Below are 23,316 nucleotides of genomic sequence, written 5' to 3'. Positions count from 1 at the left end.
GGGAGATAGAAGGATGAAGCACCGTTATTTGCCGATGACTGAGCAAGATCAAAAGGAAATGCTGGAAGCCATAGGTGTTGAGAACATCAATGAGCTATTCGAAGATATTCCTGAAAAAGTAAGATTCAATGGGGAATACAACATTAAAAAAGCTAAATCAGAAACGGAACTATTGAGGGAATTATCCGATTTGGCTTCAAAGAATGCAGACTTAAAGAGTCATGCTTCATTCCTTGGGGCTGGGGTTTATGATCATTATATCCCGACTATTGTCGACCATGTCATTTCCCGTTCTGAATTTTATACAGCCTATACTCCATATCAGCCGGAAATTTCCCAAGGAGAGCTTCAGGCGATTTTCGAATTCCAAACCATGATTTGCGAATTGACTGGCATGGATGTAGCCAATTCTTCCATGTATGACGGCGGAACATCCTTGGCGGAAGCAGCAATGCTTAGTGCCGGCCATACCCGCAGGAAAAAGATTGTGATTTCAGAAGCTGTGAACCCGGAATCAAGGGCAGTTGTCAAGACTTACGCTAAGGGGCAATACATAGATGTCATTGAAGTCCCTCATAAAAATGGCGTAACTGATTTGGAAGCGTTAAAGGCGGAGATGAATGACGATGTAGCTGCTGTCATTGTCCAATATCCGAATTTCTTCGGACAAATCGAATCCCTGAAAGAAATTGAGCCAATTGCCCATGACCACAAATCATTATTTGTCGTGTCGAGCAACCCGCTTGCTTTGGGTGCCCTCACTCCACCTGGCGCTCTCGGGGCAGATATCGTTGTAGGTGATGCACAGCCATTCGGAATCCCATCGGCATTTGGCGGTCCACACTGCGGATATTTTGCGGTTACGTCGAAATTGATGAGAAAAGTACCTGGAAGACTTGTAGGCCAAACAGTCGACGAAGACGGAAAACGTGGATTCGTCCTTACTCTCCAGGCAAGGGAGCAGCACATCCGAAGAGATAAAGCGACTTCTAATATCTGTTCAAACCAAGCGTTGAACGCATTGGCGGCTTCCGTTGCAATGACTGCGCTCGGCAAAAAGGGAATGGCTGAAATCGCTATGCAAAATATTCAAAAGGCACATTATGCGAAACAGGCATTCAAAGAAAATGGTTTCGAAGCCGTATTTGAGGGCCCATCCTTCAACGAGTTCGTCATTAAACTTCAAAAGCCAGTGAAAGAATTAAATAAAACGCTGCTTGACCGGAAAAAAATCATTGGCGGATACGATTTGGGTCGAGACTATCCTGAATTGGAAAATCATATGCTTGTTGCCGTTACAGAGCTTCGTACGAAGGAAGAAATTGATACTTTTGTAAAGGAAGTGAGGGGTTCTCATGAATAATAGCCATCAATCACTCATTTTTGAATTATCTAAACCGGGAAGAGTGGGGTACAGCCTTCCGGAAATGGATATTCCGGAAGTTCCGGTTGCGGACTTGATCCCCGAAGAGTATATCCGAAAAGAAGAACCAAATCTTCCGGAAGTATCTGAACTCGATATCATGCGTCATTACACTGCGCTATCAAGACGCAATCACGGAGTGGATTCCGGGTTTTACCCGCTAGGCTCATGTACGATGAAGTATAATCCAAAAATCAATGAAAGTGTTGCAAGGTACAGTGGATTTGCCCATATTCATCCACATCAGGCTGAAGAAACCGTTCAAGGTGCAATGGAACTTATGTACGATCTTCAGGAGCATCTTATTGAAATCACGGGAATGGATGAGGTCACATTACAGCCGGCTGCCGGTGCACATGGTGAATGGACTGGATTGATGATGATCCGTGCTTACCATGAAGCAAAAGGCGATGTGAATCGAACAAAGGTAATCGTGCCTGATTCCGCTCATGGAACAAATCCAGCCTCTGCAACTGTAGCGGGCTTCGAAACAGTTACCGTCAAGTCAAACGAAAATGGTTTAGTAGACTTGGAAGACTTGAAAAGGGTCGTTGGGGAAGATACAGCAGCCTTGATGCTGACAAACCCCAATACACTAGGATTGTTTGAGGAGAATATCCTCGAAATGGCACAGATTGTCCATGAAGCAGGCGGGAAGCTTTATTATGACGGCGCCAATCTGAATGCTGTCCTTTCTAAAGCAAGACCTGGAGATATGGGCTTCGATGTGGTTCACTTGAATCTTCATAAAACGTTTACCGGCCCACATGGCGGTGGCGGCCCTGGTTCTGGACCAGTCGGTGTCAAAGCGGATCTGATCCCTTACCTGCCTAAACCTGTATTAAGAAAATCAGATGAAGGATTTTATTTCGACTACGACCGGCCTGAGTCCATCGGCCGTGTGAAACCATACTATGGAAACTTTGGCATCAACGTTCGCGCTTACACGTATATCCGTTCTATGGGTCCTGATGGATTAAAAGCAGTGACGGAATATGCTGTATTAAATGCCAATTATATGATGAGGAAGCTAGCTCCATATTATGATCTTCCATTTGACCGCCATTGTAAGCATGAGTTCGTACTGAGCGGAAAACGCCAGAAAAAGCTTGGTGTACGTACCCTTGATATTGCTAAACGCCTGCTTGATTTCGGCTATCATCCTCCAACGATCTATTTCCCGTTGAACGTAGAGGAGTGCATCATGATCGAGCCTACTGAAACAGAATCAAAAGAAACGCTCGATGCATTCATTGATGCTATGATCCAGATCGCTAAAGAAGCAGAAGAGACTCCTGAAGTGGTGCAGGAAGCACCTCATACCACTGTCGTCAAACGTATGGACGAAACTCTTGCTGCAAGAAAGCCTGTTTTGCGCTATCAAGCATAGAAAAGAACGGAGAAAAGGGATCGGCCCAATAGGCTGATCCCTTTTCAATTTGCATCCTGTCTATAAAGTAAAACACCAGTATGATCTACTGGTGTTTTTATAAATCTATGATGATGGCTGGCGGTGATTATTTTTTTGCTTTGACTTTGCCAGTCCACTTTTTGAAACCGCCTTGAAGGTGGTTAAGATTGCGGTAGCCTTTTCTGTATAGCATCTGTCCAGCCCTTCCGCTTCTTAAACCGCTTTGGCAGTATAGATAAACCGGCTGGTCGGTACGGATCTCCTTCATGCGTGTTCTTAGCTGGGATAATGGAATGTTCCTAGCGCCCAATACATGTCCCTGGTCAAATTCGTTCGGTTCGCGTACATCGATAAGCTGGGCTTTTCGATAGCCTTCGCGGAACTCTTCTTCAGACAAGGTCTTAATGACTCTCTTTTGATAAAAGAAATTAAAAAGAGAGTAGGCGATGATCCCTGCTATTACTGCTAACAATATGTACAATGTTATTCCCCTTTCTAACAATAAAGCTACTTCTATTATAGTCATTTTATTGTGATAATCAAAGCATTAAAAAGCGGCAGGCTTTTGTTTTTTATCCAGATTTGATAGACTAATAAGCGGATTTTAAAATAATAAATGAAAAAAAGAAGGTTTGCAGCATGACAAAAGAGATTTGGCGTTTCATCGACTCGGGGAATTGTTCCCCTTCTTTTAATATGGCATTGGATGAAGCTTTGCTGGATTGGCACAGTGAAGGGATAATCCCTCCAACAATCCGATTTTACGGATGGGATCCGGCTACTTTATCGGTCGGCTATTTTCAAAAAGTAGAAAAGGAAATCAACATGGATGCAGTTAGAGTGAATAAGCTGGGATTCGTCCGCCGTCCGACCGGCGGAAGAGGCGTCCTGCATGATCAGGAGCTGACATATAGTGTTATCGTGTCAGAGGAACATCCTGAAATGCCTAAAACCGTGACAGAAGCCTATCGAGTGATTTCTGAAGGGATTCTAAAAGGTTTTCATGAGCTTGGCCTCGAAGCCTATTTTGCCGTGCCGAGGACGGAAGATGAGAGAAGCAGTTTGAAAAACCCTCGATCCGCTGTTTGCTTCGATGCCCCAAGCTGGTACGAACTCGTTGTCGAAGGACGAAAAGTTGCCGGTAGTGCACAGACAAGACAGAAGGGTGTCATACTTCAGCATGGCTCCATTCTGCTCGATCTGGATGAAGACTTGCTTTTCAGCTTGTTTAAATATCCAAGCGAAAGAGTTAAGGAACGGATGCAGAAAGCATTTAAGAGCAAAGCCGTCGCCATCAATGAGATCAGTTCACGCAAAGTGGATCTGAATATGGCAAAAGAAGCATTCAAAAAAGGGTTTGAGGAAGGATTGAATATAGAGCTTGAACCTTATACATTATCTGAAGACGAGCTTGCCTATGTGAATCAAATCGCTAAAGATCGTTATGAAAGCGATGAGTGGAATTACAAGAGATAATGAGATAGACGAAAAAGCGATGCCTAAAGGGGTATCTATTGACAATTCCCCTTTGGCCGCTTTTTTCTTTTTCCACCAAAAAAATAAAAAATATATGGGATTGACAAAATAGAATCAGGTTTGAGGTTATGTTTCACAAGGTATTAATGAATGTACTCATAACGCAAACTCTGAAATCTATAAAATGATGCAGAGAAAGAATGTTTCCCTCTCATTCCCTCGCTTTTTCTTTCATTTCTATCATATTCACAGTTTGACAATTTTCTTAAGTTATGACCCAAAAACTATATATAGTATATGTCAAGTAAAAAATAACACAATATATTGTGTTTATTAGTTGAAAATAGAAGCGCATCTTTGATATAGTTATTTTGCCAAAGACAACAGAGAATAAATTCTGCTAGAAAAAGAATGGATTTATTTTATTTAAAGGAGCTGGCGTAATGTCGACTAGTATTCACCTGAAACCACAACTTAACAAGGAGCAGCTTAATAAGGATATTCAATTATTTCCTCAAGTCCACGAAATCACTCCGGACATGCATATCACACACAAAGGTGTTTCCCGCTTAGTCATGATCGATAGATACTCTTTCAAAGATACGGAAAAAATAACCCTATCCGAAGGCGATTATGTCGTTTTGACAATTAAAGAGGATCCCAAGTTCCCCGCAAGAGGGCTGGGTTTCATTGTTGGGATCGACTGGGAGAATAAAACAGCAGACGTCCTTGTCGAAGAAGAATATAGAAGTGTGCTTGACAGCCAAAAAGAAATCGAGACAGGAATTATAAAGAAATCTCTCGATGTAATTGAAAAGCCGCTTGAAATCTATTATGAGCAAATTGCTAAAAGAAACGCGACTGGCCTTGCTTCTGTAGAGAAAACGGAAGAAAAGAAAAAGGAATGGTTTGAGAAATTCTATCAAGAGCTTGTCAATCTCAATTTCATCCCTGCCGGAAGGGTATTATATGGGGCTGGTGCAGAGACGGACGTAACGTACTTCAATTGCTATGTCATGCCTTTTGTACAGGATTCACGTGAAGGCATCTCTGAACACCGCAAGCAAGTGATGGAAATAATGAGCCGCGGCGGTGGAGTAGGGACAAACGGATCCACTCTCCGACCAAGAAATACTCTGGCAAAAGGAGTCAACGGAAAATCCTCAGGCTCTGTCTCCTGGCTGGATGACATCGCAAAGCTTACTCACCTCGTGGAACAAGGCGGTTCACGCAGGGGAGCCCAGATGATCATGCTTGCCGATTGGCATCCGGACATCGTTGAATTCATCATCTCCAAGATGCAGAACCCAAGGATCCTCCGCTACTTGATTGAAAATACAGAAGATGAACATATCAAGAAAATCGCGAATGAAAAATTGAAATTCACTCCACTCACTGAGCAGGAAAAAGCAATGTATCAAGGAATCATCAATTATAAGCAAATACCTGGCTATGGCGGATTTGATGAAAAAATAATCAAGGATGCAGAACTTAAGCTTTCACTTGGCGGCAATTATTCAGTCCATAATTCTGAATTCCTGACCGGAGCTAACATTTCTGTGTGCTTAACCAAGGACTTCATGGAAGCTGTTGAAAAGGATGCTGAGTATTCCCTTAGATTCCCGGATGTGGAGTCTTATAATGAAGAACAAATGAATCATTATAATGAAGAATGGCACAAAATCGGCGATGTGCGGGAATGGCAGGATCTTGGCCATAAGGTGCGCACTTACAAAAAGATCAAGGCGAAAGAACTTTGGAACCTGATCAACGTCTGTGCCACTTACTCGGCAGAGCCTGGCATCTTCTTCATCGACAATGGTGCGACACGTTCTCTCATAAGTGCAGCGTAAAGCAACACGAAAGAGAGGGTCCAACCTTCTAGGTTGGATACAACTAATTCTTCTGAAAGCAGGAATGAAAGCCGTCATGTTGAGCTGAAACTGCTTTGATAATACTCCTACGTGCGTCAAACCGTGTTAGCGGTAAGATGTACGAAGCTAGGTAAAGTCGTCTGAAATCGACCTAAGTTCACCAGAATATGGTCAAGGATAGGGCGGTCAGCCGAAAAAGATGAATATGGTGAGAATGTTAGACTAGCAATCTAACTGACGAACTTGCGAATGAAAGGGTCTAAAATGAAGATTTCTTGAAAAAGAAATTCGTTACAAATGTAACGGAAGTTGCCGAGGAGTAAGCACGTTGTCATGAAACTCGGTATAGTGAACAAAGGACACTATAAACTTCAGGCTCAGAGCAAGCACCTAAGTTCAATCATATGGCTAAGAAGAATTGGAACGTGGTAAGCAAGATACTCTCACTCAAACGACTAACATCGGAGAGGTTGATATAAGGGTAATAACCCGAAATTCATTTAATCTTGTGAAAGTAGGGTCACAGTACCGTAGAAGCTATGGAAACATAGTGGAGGGAGAGGCCCAAGTCTGATAGTTCTAAAATAAACAAAACAAGTGAAATTTCGATGATCGGGTATGAATGCAGGAATACACCATAAAAAACGAGGTGTTCTGCAACGAATACAAGTCTGAGATACAACGAGTACTACAATATGCAACAGGTTTTTGATGAATTATTCTCCCAAAGTGATGAAAATCACAAATTCAACAAATTGTATGACCTAATAATAGATGAACGTAACATCTTATTAGCTTACAGAGTTATTAAAACCAACCAAGGTTCTAAAACCGCTGGAACGGATAGCTACACCATTGAAAACTTTAAAACCATGAGTAAAAACGAGTTTGTTTCTCTAATCCGCAACTCTCTAAGGAATTACAAACCCAAAGCTGTTCGACGTGTAATGATTCCTAAAGGACATAACACGGGCAAATTCAGACCTTTGGGAATTCCAACAATGTTAGATAGACTCATACAACAGATGTTTAAACAAATCCTAGAGCCTATCTGCGAAGCGAAATTTTACAAACACAGTTACGGATTTAGACCATTGCGAAGCACGAAACACGCCTTGGCAAGGACGAACTTCCTAGTCAATGTCAGTCAACTACACTATGTTGTAGATATAGACATTAAGGGCTTCTTTGATAACGTAAATCACCGAATCCTCATGAAACAACTCTGGAACATGGGTATTCAAGATAGAAGGGTCTTAGCCATCATTAGCAAAATGCTGAAAGCCCCCATAAAGGGTGAAGGCACTCCTACTAAAGGCACACCTCAAGGTGGTATCCTTTCTCCATTGTTATCAAACATAGTCCTTAACGACTTAGACCAATGGGTATGCAACCAATGGGAAACATTCGAAACAAGACATAAATACACTCAGAATGAGAAGAAATATGTCATGTTAAAGAGAAGCTCGAACCTGAAAACTGGTTTTATCGTTAGATATGCGGATGATTTCAAAATCATGACTAATAGCTATTCCAACGCTGTCAAGTGGTTCCACGCAGTCCAGGGATACCTTAAAGACCGATTGAAATTAGATATATCACCAGATAAATCTAAAATCACAAACATTAGAAAGAATTCTTCCGAATTCTTAGGTTTTAAAATTCGTGCTACTAAGAAAAACGAAAAGCATCTAGTAAGGGTAAATATGATTGAAAAGAAGAAAGATGAAATCGTTAGAAGGATGAAAGAACTCATCCTGAAAATAAGGAATGAAACGACCATAAACAACGTTAGGTTATACAATGCCTACATTATGGGGATACAAAACTACTTCAAGTACGGTAGCATGGTTCCTAAAGATTTCGTCGAAATCATGCACAAGGTTCATCCTTATGCACGAAGTAAACTTTGGAAGATAGGTAAACATGAATACCCAAGCGGGGCTAGCAAAACCTATCTGAAGTTTTACGGAAGCAACCTCAAGACATGGAAGGTATTGGGAGTACACCTTTTCCCGATTCATGGGCTAACGAGCTTTGCTAAAAGTAAACAATTCAATCCAAAGTTGAACATCTTCACAGTTGAAGGTAGAAACCTATTTCACAAAAATCTTAATGCCTTAGTAGAAATAAATATCCGTAAACTCATGAAGTCAAAAATACTTGACCAATCAATTGAATATCAAGACAACAGAATTTCCCGCTATTCAATGAAAAACGGGAAATGTGAAGTACTCGGTATTTTCCTTGAAGCAAACGAAGTTGCATGCCATCACAAAAATCCTAAAGCTTTAGGTGGAGAAGATAAATTCAGCAATCTTAGAATCATACATTCAGATATCCACAAATTGATTCATGCAACCAAAAAGGAAACGATTGATAAGTATTTGACTAAGTGGGAGATCAAGCAGAATTCGAAACTTCTTGATAGAATTAACGAATATCGCAAGTTCTGTAAAGTGGAAATGATACTTTAGGAGAAATAACCAAAAACTTGCATATAGTACTCGATTAGAGAATTTTATACTTGTAACTTGTTGAAACTTATTTTTGAAACTATCAGATGGAACGCCGTATGAGGTGAAAGTCTCACGTACGGTGTGGAGTGGGGGAAAAGTTGGAGATAATATCAAAGACTTACCTATCACTATCCAATGATATGACGAATGCCAAAGCATATGGACAAAAAGTAGTAGCGACCAATCCGTGTGGCGAACAGCCTCTCGCACCATTTTCTGTTTGCAATCTTGCAGCTGTGAATCTTGCAGAAATGGCCGATAAAGAAAATAAGACCGTTAATTTTGAAAAGCTGAAGCGCACTGTTGAAGTAGGAGTCAGAATGCAGGACAATGTCATTGATGCGACACCTTACTTCCTTGAAGAAAATAAAAAGCAGGCATTGGGCGAGCGCCGCGTAGGGCTTGGTGTCATGGGTCTTGCCGATCTTCTCATCTACTGTGAAAAAGAATATGGTTCACCGGAAGGGAACCTTCTTGTAGATGAAGTGTTCGAAGTAATTGCGACCACTGCTTACAGAACATCCGTCGAACTGGCTAAAGAAAAAGGAAGCTTTCCATTCTTGGATGGCAGTTCTGCAGAAGAAGGAAATCGGATCAGACAAGCGTTCATTGAAACGGGCTATATGAAAAAGATGCCGCAGGATATCAGGGATTCCATCCTGGCCCATGGTATCCGCAACTCGCATCTCCTTACAGTTGCTCCAACTGGAAGCACCGGAACTATGGTAGGCGTTTCAACAGGGCTTGAACCATATTTCTCCTTCACTTACTATCGAAGCGGACGTCTGGGCAAGTTCATTGAAGTGAAAGCAGATATTGTAAAGCATTATCTTGATTCCAATCCACAGGCGGATGAGAATGCTCTTCCAGAATGGTTTGTGACTGCCATGAGCCTGGCCCCTGAGGCGCATGCAGATGTCCAATGTGTCATCCAACGCTGGATTGACAGCTCCATCTCGAAGACCGTAAATGCTCCAAGGGGCTACTCGGTTGAACAAGTGGAAAAAGTCTATGAGCGCCTATATAATGGCGGTGCAAAAGGCGGAACTGTTTATGTAGATGGAAGCCGCGATGCACAGGTATTGACGTTGAAGGCAGAAGAAAATTCGTTTGAAGATACTGCAGAAATCGACCAGCCTTCCTCAGACAAAAAACCTGTCGTACTTGTAGATACGATTCAAGAGCTTAGATCCACAAATGTGAAGATCGGTTCAGAAGTCGGAAACACTTGTCCGGTCTGCCGAAAAGGTGAAGTAAAAGAAATGGGCGGCTGCAATACTTGCGATAACTGCGGTGCACAATTAAAATGCGGCCTGTAATATAAAAGATCTAAAAAGACTGCAAAGAATCCAACTTTGCAGTCTTTTTTAATAGGCAAGAATGAAAATAGGCAGTTTAATCATCCGCACTAAAATCCTGTTCTAATTTCAGCCCCATACCATTAAAAATGTAAGAAGGAAGTATCAAAGGGGCTGACACAATGTGGATTGACGGGGTTTTTTCAGGAGGAGGCATAAAAGGGTTCGCACTGATTGGAGCGATTCAGGCAATCGAAGAAAAGGGATTCCGGTTCAAGAGGGTGGCCGGAACTTCGGCAGGTTCTATCATTGCGGCATTCACTGCAGCAGGATTTACGTCTGAAGAAATGATCCACTTATTAAATGAAACAGATGTAAAAGGATTTCTCGATATTCGCAGACCGCTGCTTCCTCTTCCTTTTGCCAGATGGCTGTTGATTTATTGGCGATTGGGTGTTTTTACAGGCAAGAAACTGGAAATGTGGCTGGAGGAGAAATTAGCTCAAAAAGGGATTTACACATTTTCAGACCTTCCAAAGGATGCACTAAGGGTGATTGCATCCGACCTGACCAACGGAAAACTGATGGTGCTGCCGGATGATTTGGAACGGTACGGCATTCCACCCGATTCGTTCCCTGTGGCAAGAGCGATACGCATGAGCTGCAGCATCCCCTATTTTTTTGAGCCGGTCCGACTGAAAGGACTTGGAGGAACAAGCATCGTAGTGGATGGAGGGGTGTTGAGCAATTTTCCTATGTGGCTGTTCGATAAAGAGAATGTAAAGAATGTCCGGCCTGTGCTTGGCATAAGACTCAGCCCTGAAGGCAGCATGGCAGAGCCCAATAAAATAAAAAATGGGGTGCAAATGTTTGGAGCGTTGTTTGAAACGATGAAGGATGCACATGATTCCCGCTATATTTCACGGAAGCATGCCAAAAATATCATCTTTATCCCTGTTGAAAACATACAAGCTACAAGCTTCGAAATAACGGAACAAAGAAAAAACGCCCTCGTTGAACTAGGACGTCTAAAAGCAAATGAATTTTTCAAGAAATGGTGTTATTAAAGGCTTTTTTCTCAAAGTTTGTTGCTTTAGTCATTAAAAAAGGATAACTTATGCAAACTATACAGTAAATTCAGCTCGAAAAGAGCCTGGATACTCCTTTTCAACGCCCAAAACAATTATTTTTACGTTAAAATCGGCTATAAGATTTTAACAATAATGTTTAGGAAAACAGCCTATTAAAAATGGACTTAAAAGGCACGATTTTTCTTTTTGCCTTTTTTCCCTTCAATGACGGTCAAATTTGCCTGTGATTTCTTCCGAATCGGTTTTTTGCGGGATTGTATGGAAGAGACGCTGGCTGTTGGCCGTTTTTTATGCTTCCTTTTTGTTTTCTTCGCTGCTCTGATAAATGCTCTTTGGTCTTTCCCGTCCGGTTTTCTCATCCGAATTACACGATAAATGACGTATATGATGGCGGCTATGACGATGACAAATAAGGCCTGCCGCAGCAAATATGAAGGATTGGAGAAAAGGCCGATTAAGGCTAAAACGATGATTCCTGAAAGAAACCAATGACGAACGTTCATGAAAGCCACCTCCTATGAGCATGATGAGCATTTTTAAGACAATTTAAACCTTCCTTTGAAGAAATTATACAATTTCTTCTTCATCTGGGTTCCCTTGCTCTTTATTTTCCATCTTTAGCATCTCTTTAAACGATGCAATGGCAACTTCCACTTGATCATCAGCAGGTTCTTTTGTTGTAAGCAATTGAAGCCAAAGGCCGGGATAGCCAAGGTAGCGAAGGACAGGCACACTCCTCAGTTTATTTGTCAATTGCAGTACTTCAAAAGATATGCCAAGCACAACGGGAATCAAAGCCAGCCTGTCGACAATCCTGAGCCAAAGTGGGGAAGTAGGGACAAGCATGTAAACGAATACACCGACAATGACAGTGAATAAAATGAAGCTGCTTCCACAGCGATAATGGAGGCGGGAATGCGCCTGGACATTTTCGACTGTCAACTCCTTGTAATTTTCATACGTATTGATTACCTTATGCTCTGCCCCATGATATTGAAAAACGCGTTTAATCAGCGGCGTCATGGATACAAAATAAATATACGCCAATAGGAACAGCAGCTTGAAAAACCCTTCGACCAGTACTTGGGAAAAATCACTGCTGAAGATCGGACGTGTGAGCTGCGCAAGGAAAATCGGGACTAAGGTGAAAATGAATTTTCCAAATAGGAAGGAAATGACCCCGATTGTTGCGACCCCGAGTATCATGGATAACTTGGAGCCTTGCTGTTCCTTTATTGCTTCATCGTCCTTTGGGTCTACGTCAAAACGCTCTGTAGAAAAATTAAGATGCTGTGAACCATTTGCACTCGCTTCAATAATTGCTACAATTCCTCGGATAAAAGGGATCTTCTTCAGTTTTTGAAAAACAGGACGGCTTTTTCTGGGCAGATGAAAAAATTCGATTGAATCATCTTTTCTTCTTACTGCGGTGACCGTATGTTTTTTTCCTCCGAACATGACCCCTTCGACGACAGCCTGGCCGCCATATGCAGGTCTTTCTTGTTTCTCCATGTTTCAGACACCAACCTAAGCTATTAGAATGTATTTATTTGGGTAGTTTATCTTAAAACGTCCATAATAAATATATATTTCATTCTACTAAAAAATAGGGTCTGCGACTAGGGCTATGCGAGAAGGATTCATTTTTGAATGAAATGGAATTTTTTCTTTTGGACATACTAAGGTTGGAGGTGAGGGCTATGCCTGAAGAAAGCGGCCGTTTGGAACAAAATAAGAGGGAAAAGCCTATGTCAGCGCTTATGCTGGCTATGATTACTGGATTTTGTGGAGGAATCCTCTGGAGCGGGATCGGTTATCTGGCCTATTTATTTCATTTTACATCCATAAGTCCATTGGTGATATTAGAACCATGGGCAATCGGGAATTGGAAATATACCTGGCTGGGCATGGTCATTTCAATCATTGCCATCGGAATTGTTTCGATAGGGGCTGCACTTGTTTATTATGCATTCATGAGGAAGATGAAGAACATCTGGCCCGGAATTGCCTATGGAATTGTTTTGTTCTTTCTTGTGTTTTTTGTTCTCAATCCCATCTTTCCGAGCATCAAGCCTTTCACAGAAATGGACCTTGATACACTCATTACATGTGGGTGTTTGTATATTTTATTTGGGCTTTTTGTCGGCTATTCCATTTCATATGAAGAAAATGAACTCAGCCATGAGTATGAAAAGGCATCAGATGAAGAGCAGGAGCAGCACTCCTGATAACAGAAGAAACAGACAATTAAGTAGTGCTGCACATTTTATTTATGGTAGAATGTTCATTGTGAACATTCTTTTTTCATAAGGAGATGGCTATGGCAAAAATTCTTCTTTTGAACGGTCCAAATCTTAATCGGCTCGGTAAACGGGAGCCTGATGTTTATGGGACCCTGACATTATCGGATATAGAAGAAAAAATTAAATCTGCGGGAAGCGCACATGGATTGGATGTAGAATGCTTTCAATCTAATCATGAAGGACAGCTGATCGATAAACTTCATGAAATAGAAGACCGGGGGTTTGCAGGAGTCATCTTTAATCCTGGGGCCTTCACGCACTACAGCTATGCCATAAGGGATGCCATTGCTGCCATTAATGTACCGGTTATTGAAGTGCATATTTCCAACATCCATGCAAGGGAAGAGTTTAGAAGCCATTCAGTTATGGCGCCTGTTACCGATGGGCAGATTGTAGGCCTCGGCAGCCAAGGATATGAATTGGCGCTCTCAGTATTTATTGGACGAAAAGAGGGGGAGAATTAGAATGAAGAAACTAGAACAAGTACGGGAACAATTCGCGGAAAAAGGAATCGATGGACTGCTGGTTACAAGTTCATACAACAGACGCTATATGACAAACTTTACTGGCTCAGCAGGGGTTGCCCTCATTTCCGGGGAAAAGGCATTATTCATCACTGATTTCAGGTATACGGAACAGGCTGGTAAACAAGCTGAAGGATATGAAATTGTTCAGCATAAAGGGCTTCTTCATGATGAAGTTGTGGCACAGGCAGAAAAGCTCGGGATTAAGAAACTTGGCTTCGAATCCAGCTATATGACGTTCTCTACTTATAAAACCTATGAAAACGCTTTTAAAGGGGAGCTTGTCCCTGTTAATGGGTTGATGGAAAACTTACGCTTGATTAAGACTCCATCAGAGATTAAGATATTAAAGGAAGCGGCTGATATTGCAGACGCAGCTTTTAAACATATTTTAGATTACATAAAACCAGGTGTTACAGAACTTGATGTCTCCAATGAATTGGAGTTTTTCATGAGAAAAGCCGGTGCGACTTCCTCTTCATTTGATATCATCGTTGCATCAGGTTATCGTTCTGCACTGCCCCATGGCGTTGCAAGCGATAAAAAAATTGAAAAAGGCGATTTTGTCACACTTGACTATGGTGCGCTGCACAAAGGATATGTGTCAGATATCACCAGAACAGTTGCTGTAGGGCAGCCATCAGATCAGTTAAAGGAAATTTACGATATCGTATTGGAATCGCAGCTTAAATCAATGGAGCAAATCAAGCCGGGTATGACTGGTATTGAAGCAGATGCGATTGCCCGTGATTATATAACTGAAAAAGGATATGGTGATCAATTCGGTCATTCCCTTGGTCATGGAATTGGGTTGGAAGTGCATGAAGGACCAGGATTATCCGTTCGTTCAGATATCGTCCTGAAGCCGGGTATGGTTGTAACGGTTGAACCAGGCATCTATGTACAGGGGCTTGGCGGCGTCAGAATTGAAGATGACACATTGATCACAGAAGATGGAAATGAAACACTGACCCACTCAACGAAAGATTTAATCATTTTGTAGGATAGAGCAGGAGGAAAAAACATGATTTCAGTAAACGATTTTAAAACAGGACTTACAATTGAAGTGGACAATGGAATCTGGAGAGTTATGGATTTCCAACATGTTAAACCAGGAAAAGGTGCGGCTTTTGTTCGCTCGAAATTAAGAAATCTCCGTACGGGTGCAGTTCAAGAGAAAACGTTCCGTGCCGGAGAAAAAGTAGGGAAAGCACAAATCGATAACCGCCGTATGCAATATCTTTATGCAAACGGAGATCAGCATGTATTCATGGATAATGAATCCTATGAGCAAATCGAACTTCCTGCATCTTCTATCGAATATGAATTGAAGTTCTTGAAAGAAAATATGGAAGTATCCATCATGATGTACCAAGGAGAGACTCTTGGAGTAGAACTTCCGAACACAGTGGTATTGGAAGTTACAGAAACAGAGCCTGGTATCAAAGGTGACACAGCTTCCGGTGGAACAAAGCCTGCAACGCTTGAAACGGGATTGATTGTACAAGTGCCTTTCTTCGTCAACCAAGGAGATCAATTAATCGTCAACACTGTTGACAGCACTTATGTTTCACGCGCATAAAAAATTATAATAATCGAAGCACATAAAACCGAGGGGAATTCCCCTCGGTTTTTTTGTGTTTTTTTTCATTTAGGCATATTCAATCCGAATAAGAATACATTGTAGTAACGGAGAGGCTTGTACGAAGGAGGACCAGTTATGAAATCAATCATTGCCTTTTTGCCGAAAACGATTGCAGCACAAATCACCGATCTCCCTTCCCGTATTAAAGATGAAATGGAAGAAATAAGAATCAGAATCAATCGTCCCCTTGAAGTTTCTGTAAGAGGGAATCCTCACTATCTTCCTTATATTGCACGCTCAGAAGATGCAGAACAATTTTTGAATAACTTGAGCAACCATTCCTTTTACACATTGGAAGAGGAGTTGAAAAGAGGCTATATAACCATTGAAGGCGGACATCGAATCGGACTTGCCGGAAAAGTAATCCTAGAACGCGGGGAAGTGAAAGGAATCAGGCAAATCGCTTCCTTCAACATTCGGATCGCCCGACAGAAAATTGGTTTAGCCAATCACTTGATAGATGAATTATATGATCATAAATGGCGTCACACGATGATTATCGGGCCGCCGCAGTCTGGGAAGACAACATTGCTTCGGGATCTTGCCAGAATAATTTCCACAGGGGTGCCCGAAAAAGGAATCCCTGCCCTCAAAGTGGGGATTGTCGATGAACGTTCAGAAATTGCGGGGAGTGTACATGGGGTGCCCCAGCTTCAATTCGGACCAAGGGTAGATGTTCTTGATGCTTGTCCTAAAGCGGAAGGGATGATGATGCTTATTCGTTCCATGAGCCCGGATGTATTAATAGTAGATGAAATTGGAAGAGAAGAAGACAGTGCCGCCATTCAAGAAGCCATTCATGCAGGAATCACTCTCGTCATGACTACTCACGGACATTCTTTCGACGAAATAAAAAAGAGGCCGATTCTTCAGCCAATCATTCATGCCCAAATATTTGATACCTATATTGAATTACACAGAAAAGAAGTTCCTGGTTCGGTTTCCAGGATTCTGGATGCAGCAGGAATACAGAGAAAAAAACGAAAAGCGGGTGTCTACTAAGCCATGATTAAAATTATAGGCGCCATATTTATTTTGATCTCTACATCATGGGCAGGATTCGAAGCATCAAAGCATCTAAGTGAAAGGCCAAAGCAATTGAGATGGCTGAAAACAGCCCTGCAGTCTCTAGAGGCAGAAATCATGTATGGACATACCCCTTTGCACGAGGCGGCTAGAAAAATTGCCAAACAGATGCCACGCCCCCTTTCCTGGTTCTTTGAGGCGTTTGCAGGAAGACTGACCGGGTCCGACACTACTGTACGCGATGCATGGGAAGAAAGCATGAAGGAAATCTGGAAGCAGACTGCTTTCAAACAAAGTGAATACGAAATTCTGAAGCAATTTGGGGAAACACTCGGCAGGCATGACATTGCAACCCAGCAGAAACAGATCATACTCGCATTGAATCATCTTGAGAGAGAAGAACAGGAAGCACGTGAAAGGCAGAACCGCTATGAAAAAATGGCTAAGAGCCTTGGTTTTATGTCCGGTCTTTTATTGATTATATTACTTCTTTAGAAGTTTGGGGGAGAAACAATGGGAATTGATGTAGATGTTATTTTTAAGATAGCCGGTGTAGGAATCGTGGTCGCATTTCTGCATACTATCCTTGATCAGGTAGGAAAAAAAGAATATGCACAATGGGTCACACTATTTGGATTTATCTACATCTTATTCATGGTCGCCTCAATCGTGGATGATTTGTTTCAAAAGATCAAATCAGTCTTTTTATTTCAAGGCTAGGAGGGATTAGCGATTGAAATTGTCCAAATAGCTGGAATCGCCCTTATTGTCACATTCTTAGCACTTATCATTAAGGAGCAGAAGCCGAACTTTGCTTTTTTACTTGTAGTATTTGCCGGATGTGCCATCTTCCTTTTTTTGATTGACCAAATCTATCTCATCATCGGCATGATTGAAAAAATTGCTGTCAATGCCAATGTAAATATGATTTATGTTGAAACAATACTAAAAATCATTGGAATAGCGTATATCGCAGAGTTTGCTTCCCACATTACGAAAGATGCAGGACAAGGGGCTATTGCAGCAAAAGTTGAGCTTGCAGGGAAGATATTAATTTTAGCCATGGCTGTCCCGATACTGACTGTCATCATTGAGACCATCATAAATATGATTCCAAAGGGGTAGCCTTGGCACTATCCGAGGTGTATCTATGCGGCAAAAAATCCAGGCTTCTATATTGCTAATGATCTTGATTTTATTTCTCTGCCCCTATGGTGTACAAGCTGAAGGAGGAAACGGCCCTTCGGAAGGAAACATGCAAGAGAGCTTTGTAAAAGGGCAGGTCGATGAACTGGGGCTTGAAGAGCTGAAAGGGTTCTGGGAAGACATTGTATCAAAGTATGGTGGATATCTCCCTGAAAGCCAAAAAGGAAGTCTAGTCGATTTCATCAAAGGGGACAAGCAGTTCTCGATGAAACAATGGCTTTACGGCGTTTCAAAGTTTGCTTTCCAAGAACTGATCATGAATGGGAAGCTTTTAGGTTCATTGATCATGTTGACCATCTTCAGCATGTTCCTTCAATCTCTGCAAAATGCCTTTGACCAGGGAAATGTCAGTAAAGTTGCCTACGCCATTGTTTTTATGGTTTTAATCATTATCGCCCTGAACTCATTTCATGTAGCGATTGAATATACACAAGATGCGATCAATACCATGGTCCATTTCATCATAGCCCTTTTCCCATTGCTCCTGGCATTGATTGCTACTTCCGGGGGGGTTGCTTCAGCAGCTTTTTTCCACCCCGTCATCATACTCTTGATGAACACAAGTGGATTGCTGATTGAGTATGTCGTACTTCCGCTTCTATTTTTATCTGCTTTACTAAGCATTGTCAGCACCCTTTCCGATCAGCATAAAGTCACACAGCTGGCTCAGCTCCTCCGAAATTGGAGCATCGGCCTCCTGGGGATCTTCATGACGGTTTTTTTAGGAGTCATCTCTGTCCAAGGTGCTGCTTCAGCAGTGACGGATGGGATTACCATCCGAACGGCCAAATTTGTAACAGGCAATTTCATCCCTGTCATAGGGAGGATGTTTACGGATGCAACAGACACGGTCATCTCTGCCTCGGTGCTGCTGAAGAATACAGTAGGGATCGCAGGGGTAGCCATCCTCCTTTTGATTGCGGCATTCCCGGCCATAAAGATTTTGGTCATTGCCTTTATTTATAAACTGGCAGCTGCGTTGCTTCAGCCCATCGGCGGAGGGCCGGTCATCGCCTGCCTGGATACAATCAGCAAGAGTGTGATATATGTATTTGCTGCTTTAGCGATTGTTTCCTTCATGTTTTTCCTGAGTATTACCGTGATGATTGCAGCAGGAAATATAACCTTGATGATCCGATGAAAGGGGGGATGGTGTATGAGTTTTCTTGTACAGTGGATAACCAATATTATCATGTTCATATTATTAACGGTTGTCATGGACATGCTGCTTCCCAATTCCTCTTTTAAAAAATATACGAAAATGGTGACGGGGCTGCTGCTTATCACAATCATTCTAACGCCTCTATTAAAATTGATGTCTTCCAATTTTGAACAAGTTTTTAATGGAGCCGTGATCCAGGATCCGGCAGAAAGCCAACAAGTAGAAAAATTAATAGAAAATAAGAAAAAAGAAATACAAGCTACACAACGTGCATATATTTTAAAACAAATGGCTGTCCAATTAAAAAAGGACGCTGAAGAGGAGTTGATTGATCAATTTGGTATAGGAATCCAATCCGTCGAGCTGGTGATGCAGAAAGACAATGAACAAAATTTTCCTGATAATCTGGTAAAGGTAGTCGTTTACCTCGGTGAACCGCAAGATGATAATCACCAAAATGCTATTGAAGCGGTAAAGCCGATTACTATAGATTCCAGCTCAGACAAAAATCCTGGGAAAACATTTAAGGATGAAAACGAAGTGATCGACCTCTTGGCCAACAGATGGAATTTAGATGCACAAAGAATCCAAATTCATTATGAAGGGGGGATTTCAGGAGAACATGAATCGTGAAAAGGGACCATTGGACTGGCTAAAATCGCAGTTGTTAGGCAAAAAGGAAGAATCCGGTCCTTCAAACAAAAAAAACGGAAAGATTCAATACTTAGTAATCCTTCTGTTATGCGGCGTCGCGTTCATGCTGATAAGCAGCATGTGGAAGTCAGGAGCTTCTGAATCCTCTCAGGAGACATTGGCAAATGGGAATGGTGGAAGTGCAGCCGCAGAAACATTCGGTTCAGTCAAGGATGCTCCTAATAAGAGTATGGCTGATTACGAAAAACAATACGAGAACCAGCTGAAGGAAGCCCTTGACCAGATGGCAGGTGTCAGCAGTGTAACAGTTGTCGTAAATGTAGAAGCTTCAGAGCAAAAAGTATTCGAGAAAAACACAAATGACCAGAACCAAATCACAAGTGAATCCGATCGTGACGGAGGTCAGCGGAAAATAGAAAATCAAACAAAAGATGAGCAGCTGGTCATCATCCGCAATGGTGAAAAAGAAGTCCCAATCGTGAAAGAGACGAGAAAGCCTGAAATCAAAGGTGTTCTCATAGTTGCGAAAGGGGCAGAAAATATTCAAGTGAAAAAATGGATCATTGAAGCAGTGACCCGCGTCTTGGATGTACCAAGCCACAGAGTTGCTGTCATGCCGAAAAAATAAAAGGGGGATTTATAAATGTTACTTAAAAAACAAACGGTTTGGTTATTGACGATGTTAAGTCTGGTTGTGGTGCTTTCAGTCTATTATGTGACTTCTCCAGCGCCGAAAACGTCAGACTTGGCGGCTGTTCAGCAAGGCAAAAAAGGTGATGAAAAAGCAAATGCAGATCAAAAGGGTGTAGATGTAGTGACAGAACAGGCTGGTGATGAAGTATTCGAGACACTTAGACTTGAAGAACAAGATAAGCGCAGTGAACTTCGCCAACAATTGACTGAAATGGTTGCATCACCTGATTTAAGCGCAGAAGAAAAGAGCAAAGCCTACGAGCAAATGCAGCAGCTGACTGAACTTGAAACAAAAGAAAAAGTATTGGAAAGCGTAATTCAATCCATGGGCTATAAAGATGCATTAGTGCGAGCAGATGGAGAAAAAGTGCTGATTACAGTAAAAGCAAACGAAAAATCAGCAAAAGCAGCCAACCAAATCATCCAAAAAGTCGGGGATGAACTCGGCGACATGGAAAAAATAGCAGTAGAGTTCCAACCGGAGTAAATAGAAAAGCGGAAGCGCCTTGCAAGCCCCGACCAGCATAAGACGGACCTCGAAGGAAATCCTGATTTCCGTAGAGGTGCGGCTTATGACTCGAGGGGCTAGGCGCTGGAGCTGGACAATAGAAAAGCGGAGCCGGCTGCTTAGAGGCGCCGAGGTTGGACTGAAGCACCACGAGATAAAGGAAACACGGAGAGCGAAGCGATCCGATGTTGACTTATCGTAAGTGTGCTGAAGGAAACCTCCCAGCCTCTAGCCGGTGGAGCTGGACAGTAGAAAAGCGGAAGCGCCTAGATCAAGGAAAAAGGAAGCGCCATAATTGACGCTTCCTTTTTTTGTTTTAGTATAACGCAATCAAATTATCTGTAGCTTTCGTTGAATCGGCAACAAGCTGATTCAACCCAATGAATTGGGAAGTCTGATTGTTCATTGCAGATGTCAATTCCTGCAAGATTGCACTTGCTTGATCCATCAGACTGCTGAATTCATTGATCCTGCTTTCGATGTTGTCTGAAGACTGGGCAACTTCCATTGCGAAGCCTTTATTATGTTGGAATCCCAATTGCAATTCTTCGAATGTCCCCTTAATGATGGAGAACATCGATTGCGTTTCCATCGCGAGTTCCTTCTGGTTGCCTAATCTGTCTACTGCAGTATCTACATCCTTCAGGACTTCCGTTGTTTCATCGCGCACCTTCAATAAATTGGATGAGATGTGATTGGCTGTGATATTGGTGATATCCGCTAATTTACGGACCTCTTCCGCAACTACTGCAAAACCTTTTCCGCTTTCTCCAGCCCTTGCTGCTTCAATTGACGCATTCAAGGCAAGCAAATTTGTCTGTTTTGCAATATCCTGTATCGTCAATGAATGGATGCTTGCTTCTTCATTCAGTTTTGTAAGACCATTGATTTTTTGACTCAGCTGAGCGACGACTTCAGAAAAATTCATCAGCTCTATCTGAAGATTGTCCATGTATTTTGAGCCTTTTAAACTGACAGTACCGGCCTCATTTGATTTATCATTCAATTCCACCGCTTGTTCGACCATCTTTTGGACGCGGCGATTGGACATAGAAAGTTCTTTAGAAATTTCATGTATATTATTGTTTTGAGCTTGTACACCTGTGGCAATCCCTAATATATCCTGATTCATCGCCTGAGCGGAAGAAACGGCTGAATCGCTTTCTTCCTTCACTTGCTTAAGCATCCTTAAGAGAACAGAGGTATTTTCAAAGATAGACTTTTGATTTTTCTCTTCTTTTTCTAAAAGTTCCTGCGTTTGATTTTGGAGTTCCAACAGGTTTGCTTCCATTTTATTGGATATGCTTAACTGGAACAGAAGCATAATTGAAACAAGTCCAAATAAAAGAAAAATAGTGACATAATTTTTAGATTCATATGGAAGTTCCGAATGGTGCAAAATAGTAAAAATGACATTAATCCCAAAACCGAAAAAGATGCTCAAGAGCAATATATTTCTTTTCATATAGATGGCGGAAGTCGCTAAAACAAAATAGACGAGAAAATAAGCTGTGGGTGAAATGCTGTTCTGCATGATTACAAACATCACAGAGGCAACGATAATTGTTGCAATGTAAGGGATTCCCTTTGTCCATTTCCCCCAAAAATGCAGCACTGCAATGATGGCCACGCCAACTCCACCTGCAAGTACGATGGACAATATCACAGCCAGGTCTTTTTTCATGGATATATCTACAGCGGCTGCCAGCAGGACGGAAACGAATGCAGCTTTGACTACTAATGAGTTCTTGCGGATTAAATCTTCATGTTTTAATGATTCCAACGATTTCACTATTATTCTCTCCCTAAAACTTTTCTCCTATTTTTGAAATGAATTCGCTTTCATTAGACAAATATCCTTCTTTTTCGGTAAAATTCAAATGGGATGGATTTTCACCCATTGAGTGGTCTTACCAATCTTTTATTGAATTTACGATAGAAATTATCGTATGATATTAGTAGCTAGTCATAATTTATGTTAGGAGATGTATGTCATGTTAAAAGTTCAAGAAATCCGTGAGCTTATTAAATTAGTTGATCAATCCAGCATTAATGAATTTGTTTATGAATATGAAGGTGCAAAAATCGAAATGAAGAAAACGGTTGAAGGCGCAGCAGCACCAGTCCAGGCTGCAGCAGTTCCAACACCGCCTCCGGCTCCAGCAGCACCAGCTCCAGCAGCTGCTCCAGTACAAGTTCAGGCTCCAGCAGCGGAAGCAGTGCAGCCTGCAGCAGCAGAGAAGCCAAAAGAAGATGAAAACTTACATAAAATCACTTCCCCGATGGTAGGGACCTTCTATGCATCTCCATCCCCGGATGCAGATGTTTATGTAAAGCCAGGTTCCAAAGTAACTTCTGACTCCGTGGTCTGCATCGTTGAAGCAATGAAGCTTTTCAATGAAATCGAAGCAGAAGTAACCGGGGAAATTGTTGAAATCTTAGTTAAAGATGGACAACTAGTAGAATACGGACAGCCATTATTCTTGGTAAAGCCTGAATAAGG

At 41.9% G+C, this 23,316-nt stretch carries 22 protein-coding genes and 2 pseudogenes; 20 read left to right on the top strand and 4 right to left on the bottom strand.

Translation table 11 applies throughout. From position 1 onward, the window contains the following. Positions 1–13: 13 nt before the first annotated feature. Together gcvPA and gcvPB are read left to right on the top strand one after the other, a co-directional pair. Positions 14–1,363 (top strand): aminomethyl-transferring glycine dehydrogenase subunit GcvPA, encoded by a 1,350-nt coding sequence (gene gcvPA, locus ABTV07_RS13705; RefSeq protein WP_433743104.1) that lies wholly within the window; start codon positions 14–16, stop codon positions 1,361–1,363. Next, positions 1,356–2,813: an aminomethyl-transferring glycine dehydrogenase subunit GcvPB gene (gcvPB, locus tag ABTV07_RS13700; protein ID WP_433743102.1), complete on the top strand. Its 1,458-nt coding sequence runs from the start codon at positions 1,356–1,358 to the stop codon at positions 2,811–2,813. Before gcvPA ends, gcvPB begins: the two co-directional genes overlap by 8 nt. Positions 2,814–2,940: 127 nt before the next feature. Here the strand turns inward: gcvPB and ABTV07_RS13695 are convergent, their stop codons facing one another. Next, a complete protein-coding gene (locus ABTV07_RS13695; RefSeq protein ID WP_433743101.1) occupies positions 2,941–3,360 on the bottom strand; it encodes a rhodanese-like domain-containing protein in 420 nt (139 codons plus the stop codon). A gap of 113 nt (positions 3,361–3,473) precedes the next feature. On the opposite strand from ABTV07_RS13695, the gene ABTV07_RS13690 reads away from it, so the two are divergent. The 5 genes and pseudogenes from ABTV07_RS13690 to ABTV07_RS13670 all read left to right on the top strand — a co-directional run bounded on the left by ABTV07_RS13690 (position 3,474) and on the right by ABTV07_RS13670 (position 11,068). Next, the gene (locus ABTV07_RS13690) at positions 3,474–4,310 is read left to right on the top strand and encodes a lipoate--protein ligase family protein (protein WP_433743100.1); all 837 of its coding nucleotides are present in this window, start codon (positions 3,474–3,476) and stop codon (positions 4,308–4,310) included. Between the two features lie 443 nt (positions 4,311–4,753). After that, positions 4,754–6,130, top strand: a pseudogene (locus ABTV07_RS13685) (vitamin B12-dependent ribonucleotide reductase); the annotation flags it as partial. 749 nt (positions 6,131–6,879) lie between these two features. Further along, a complete protein-coding gene (gene ltrA, locus ABTV07_RS13680) occupies positions 6,880–8,661 on the top strand; it encodes a group II intron reverse transcriptase/maturase (protein ID WP_433743098.1) in 1,782 nt (593 codons plus the stop codon). A 173-nt stretch (positions 8,662–8,834) separates the two neighbouring features. After that, positions 8,835–10,022, top strand: a pseudogene (locus ABTV07_RS13675) (vitamin B12-dependent ribonucleotide reductase); the annotation flags it as partial. 161 nt (positions 10,023–10,183) lie between these two features. Beyond that, entirely contained in the window at positions 10,184–11,068 is an 885-nt protein-coding gene (locus tag ABTV07_RS13670; RefSeq protein WP_433743096.1) for a patatin-like phospholipase family protein, read from the top strand. 188 nt (positions 11,069–11,256) lie between these two features. Here the strand turns inward: ABTV07_RS13670 and ABTV07_RS13665 are convergent, their stop codons facing one another. Beyond that, entirely contained in the window at positions 11,257–11,595 is a 339-nt protein-coding gene (locus ABTV07_RS13665) for an SA1362 family protein (protein ID WP_433743094.1), read from the bottom strand. A 64-nt stretch (positions 11,596–11,659) separates the two neighbouring features. After that, a complete protein-coding gene (locus ABTV07_RS13660; RefSeq protein ID WP_433743093.1) occupies positions 11,660–12,604 on the bottom strand; it encodes a DUF1385 domain-containing protein in 945 nt (314 codons plus the stop codon). 188 nt (positions 12,605–12,792) lie between these two features. On the opposite strand from ABTV07_RS13660, the gene ABTV07_RS13655 reads away from it, so the two are divergent. The 12 genes from ABTV07_RS13655 (at position 12,793) to ABTV07_RS13600 (ending at position 20,792) form a co-directional block, all read left to right on the top strand. Further along, complete coding sequence (locus ABTV07_RS13655) at positions 12,793–13,320, top strand: YqhR family membrane protein (protein ID WP_433743092.1); 528 nt, start codon at positions 12,793–12,795, stop codon at positions 13,318–13,320. Positions 13,321–13,412: 92 nt separating this feature from the next. Then, a complete protein-coding gene (gene aroQ / locus ABTV07_RS13650; protein WP_433743090.1) occupies positions 13,413–13,859 on the top strand; it encodes a type II 3-dehydroquinate dehydratase in 447 nt (148 codons plus the stop codon). Between the two features lies 1 nt (position 13,860). Continuing rightward, on the top strand, positions 13,861–14,922 hold the full coding sequence (locus tag ABTV07_RS13645) for a M24 family metallopeptidase (RefSeq protein WP_433743089.1): 1,062 nt from the start codon (positions 13,861–13,863) through the stop codon (positions 14,920–14,922). 21 nt (positions 14,923–14,943) lie between these two features. Beyond that, entirely contained in the window at positions 14,944–15,501 is a 558-nt protein-coding gene (gene efp, locus ABTV07_RS13640; RefSeq protein WP_433743087.1) for an elongation factor P, read from the top strand. A 138-nt stretch (positions 15,502–15,639) separates the two neighbouring features. Continuing rightward, positions 15,640–16,566: a stage III sporulation protein AA gene (gene spoIIIAA / locus ABTV07_RS13635; protein ID WP_433743085.1), complete on the top strand. Its 927-nt coding sequence runs from the start codon at positions 15,640–15,642 to the stop codon at positions 16,564–16,566. Between the two features lie 3 nt (positions 16,567–16,569). Further along, positions 16,570–17,085 (top strand): stage III sporulation protein SpoIIIAB, encoded by a 516-nt coding sequence (spoIIIAB, locus tag ABTV07_RS13630; RefSeq protein WP_433743083.1) that lies wholly within the window; start codon positions 16,570–16,572, stop codon positions 17,083–17,085. A gap of 18 nt (positions 17,086–17,103) precedes the next feature. After that, positions 17,104–17,310 carry a stage III sporulation protein AC gene (spoIIIAC, locus tag ABTV07_RS13625; RefSeq protein ID WP_114746173.1) on the top strand — a complete coding sequence of 69 codons (207 nt, stop codon included), beginning with the start codon at positions 17,104–17,106 and terminating at the stop codon, positions 17,308–17,310. 12 nt (positions 17,311–17,322) lie between these two features. Further along, a complete protein-coding gene (spoIIIAD, locus tag ABTV07_RS13620) occupies positions 17,323–17,715 on the top strand; it encodes a stage III sporulation protein AD (protein WP_114746174.1) in 393 nt (130 codons plus the stop codon). Between the two features lie 25 nt (positions 17,716–17,740). Further along, positions 17,741–18,937, top strand: coding sequence for a stage III sporulation protein AE (gene spoIIIAE, locus ABTV07_RS13615; RefSeq protein WP_433743081.1), 1,197 nt, complete (start codon positions 17,741–17,743; stop codon positions 18,935–18,937). Positions 18,938–18,952: 15 nt separating this feature from the next. Next, positions 18,953–19,591 carry a stage III sporulation protein AF gene (spoIIIAF, locus tag ABTV07_RS13610; RefSeq protein ID WP_433743079.1) on the top strand — a complete coding sequence of 213 codons (639 nt, stop codon included), beginning with the start codon at positions 18,953–18,955 and terminating at the stop codon, positions 19,589–19,591. Continuing rightward, on the top strand, positions 19,581–20,240 hold the full coding sequence (spoIIIAG, locus tag ABTV07_RS13605) for a stage III sporulation protein AG (RefSeq protein ID WP_433743077.1): 660 nt from the start codon (positions 19,581–19,583) through the stop codon (positions 20,238–20,240). Before spoIIIAF ends, spoIIIAG begins: the two co-directional genes overlap by 11 nt. Before the next feature lie 15 nt (positions 20,241–20,255). Continuing rightward, a complete protein-coding gene (locus ABTV07_RS13600) occupies positions 20,256–20,792 on the top strand; it encodes a SpoIIIAH-like family protein (RefSeq protein WP_433743076.1) in 537 nt (178 codons plus the stop codon). Positions 20,793–21,129: 337 nt separating this feature from the next. Here the strand turns inward: ABTV07_RS13600 and ABTV07_RS13595 are convergent, their stop codons facing one another. Beyond that, positions 21,130–22,605 (bottom strand): methyl-accepting chemotaxis protein, encoded by a 1,476-nt coding sequence (locus ABTV07_RS13595; RefSeq protein ID WP_433743074.1) that lies wholly within the window; start codon positions 22,603–22,605, stop codon positions 21,130–21,132. Between the two features lie 202 nt (positions 22,606–22,807). On the opposite strand from ABTV07_RS13595, the gene accB reads away from it, so the two are divergent. After that, positions 22,808–23,314, top strand: coding sequence for an acetyl-CoA carboxylase biotin carboxyl carrier protein (gene accB / locus ABTV07_RS13590; protein WP_433743073.1), 507 nt, complete (start codon positions 22,808–22,810; stop codon positions 23,312–23,314). Positions 23,315–23,316: the final 2 nt, after the last annotated feature.

The sequence above is a fragment of the Falsibacillus pallidus genome (genome assembly GCF_050990905.1).
GTDB lineage: Bacteria > Bacillota > Bacilli > Bacillales > DSM-25281 > Falsibacillus > Falsibacillus pallidus_A.
Note: the sequence above shows the minus strand (reverse complement) of the source record. Positions and strands in the feature narration are given on the sequence as shown.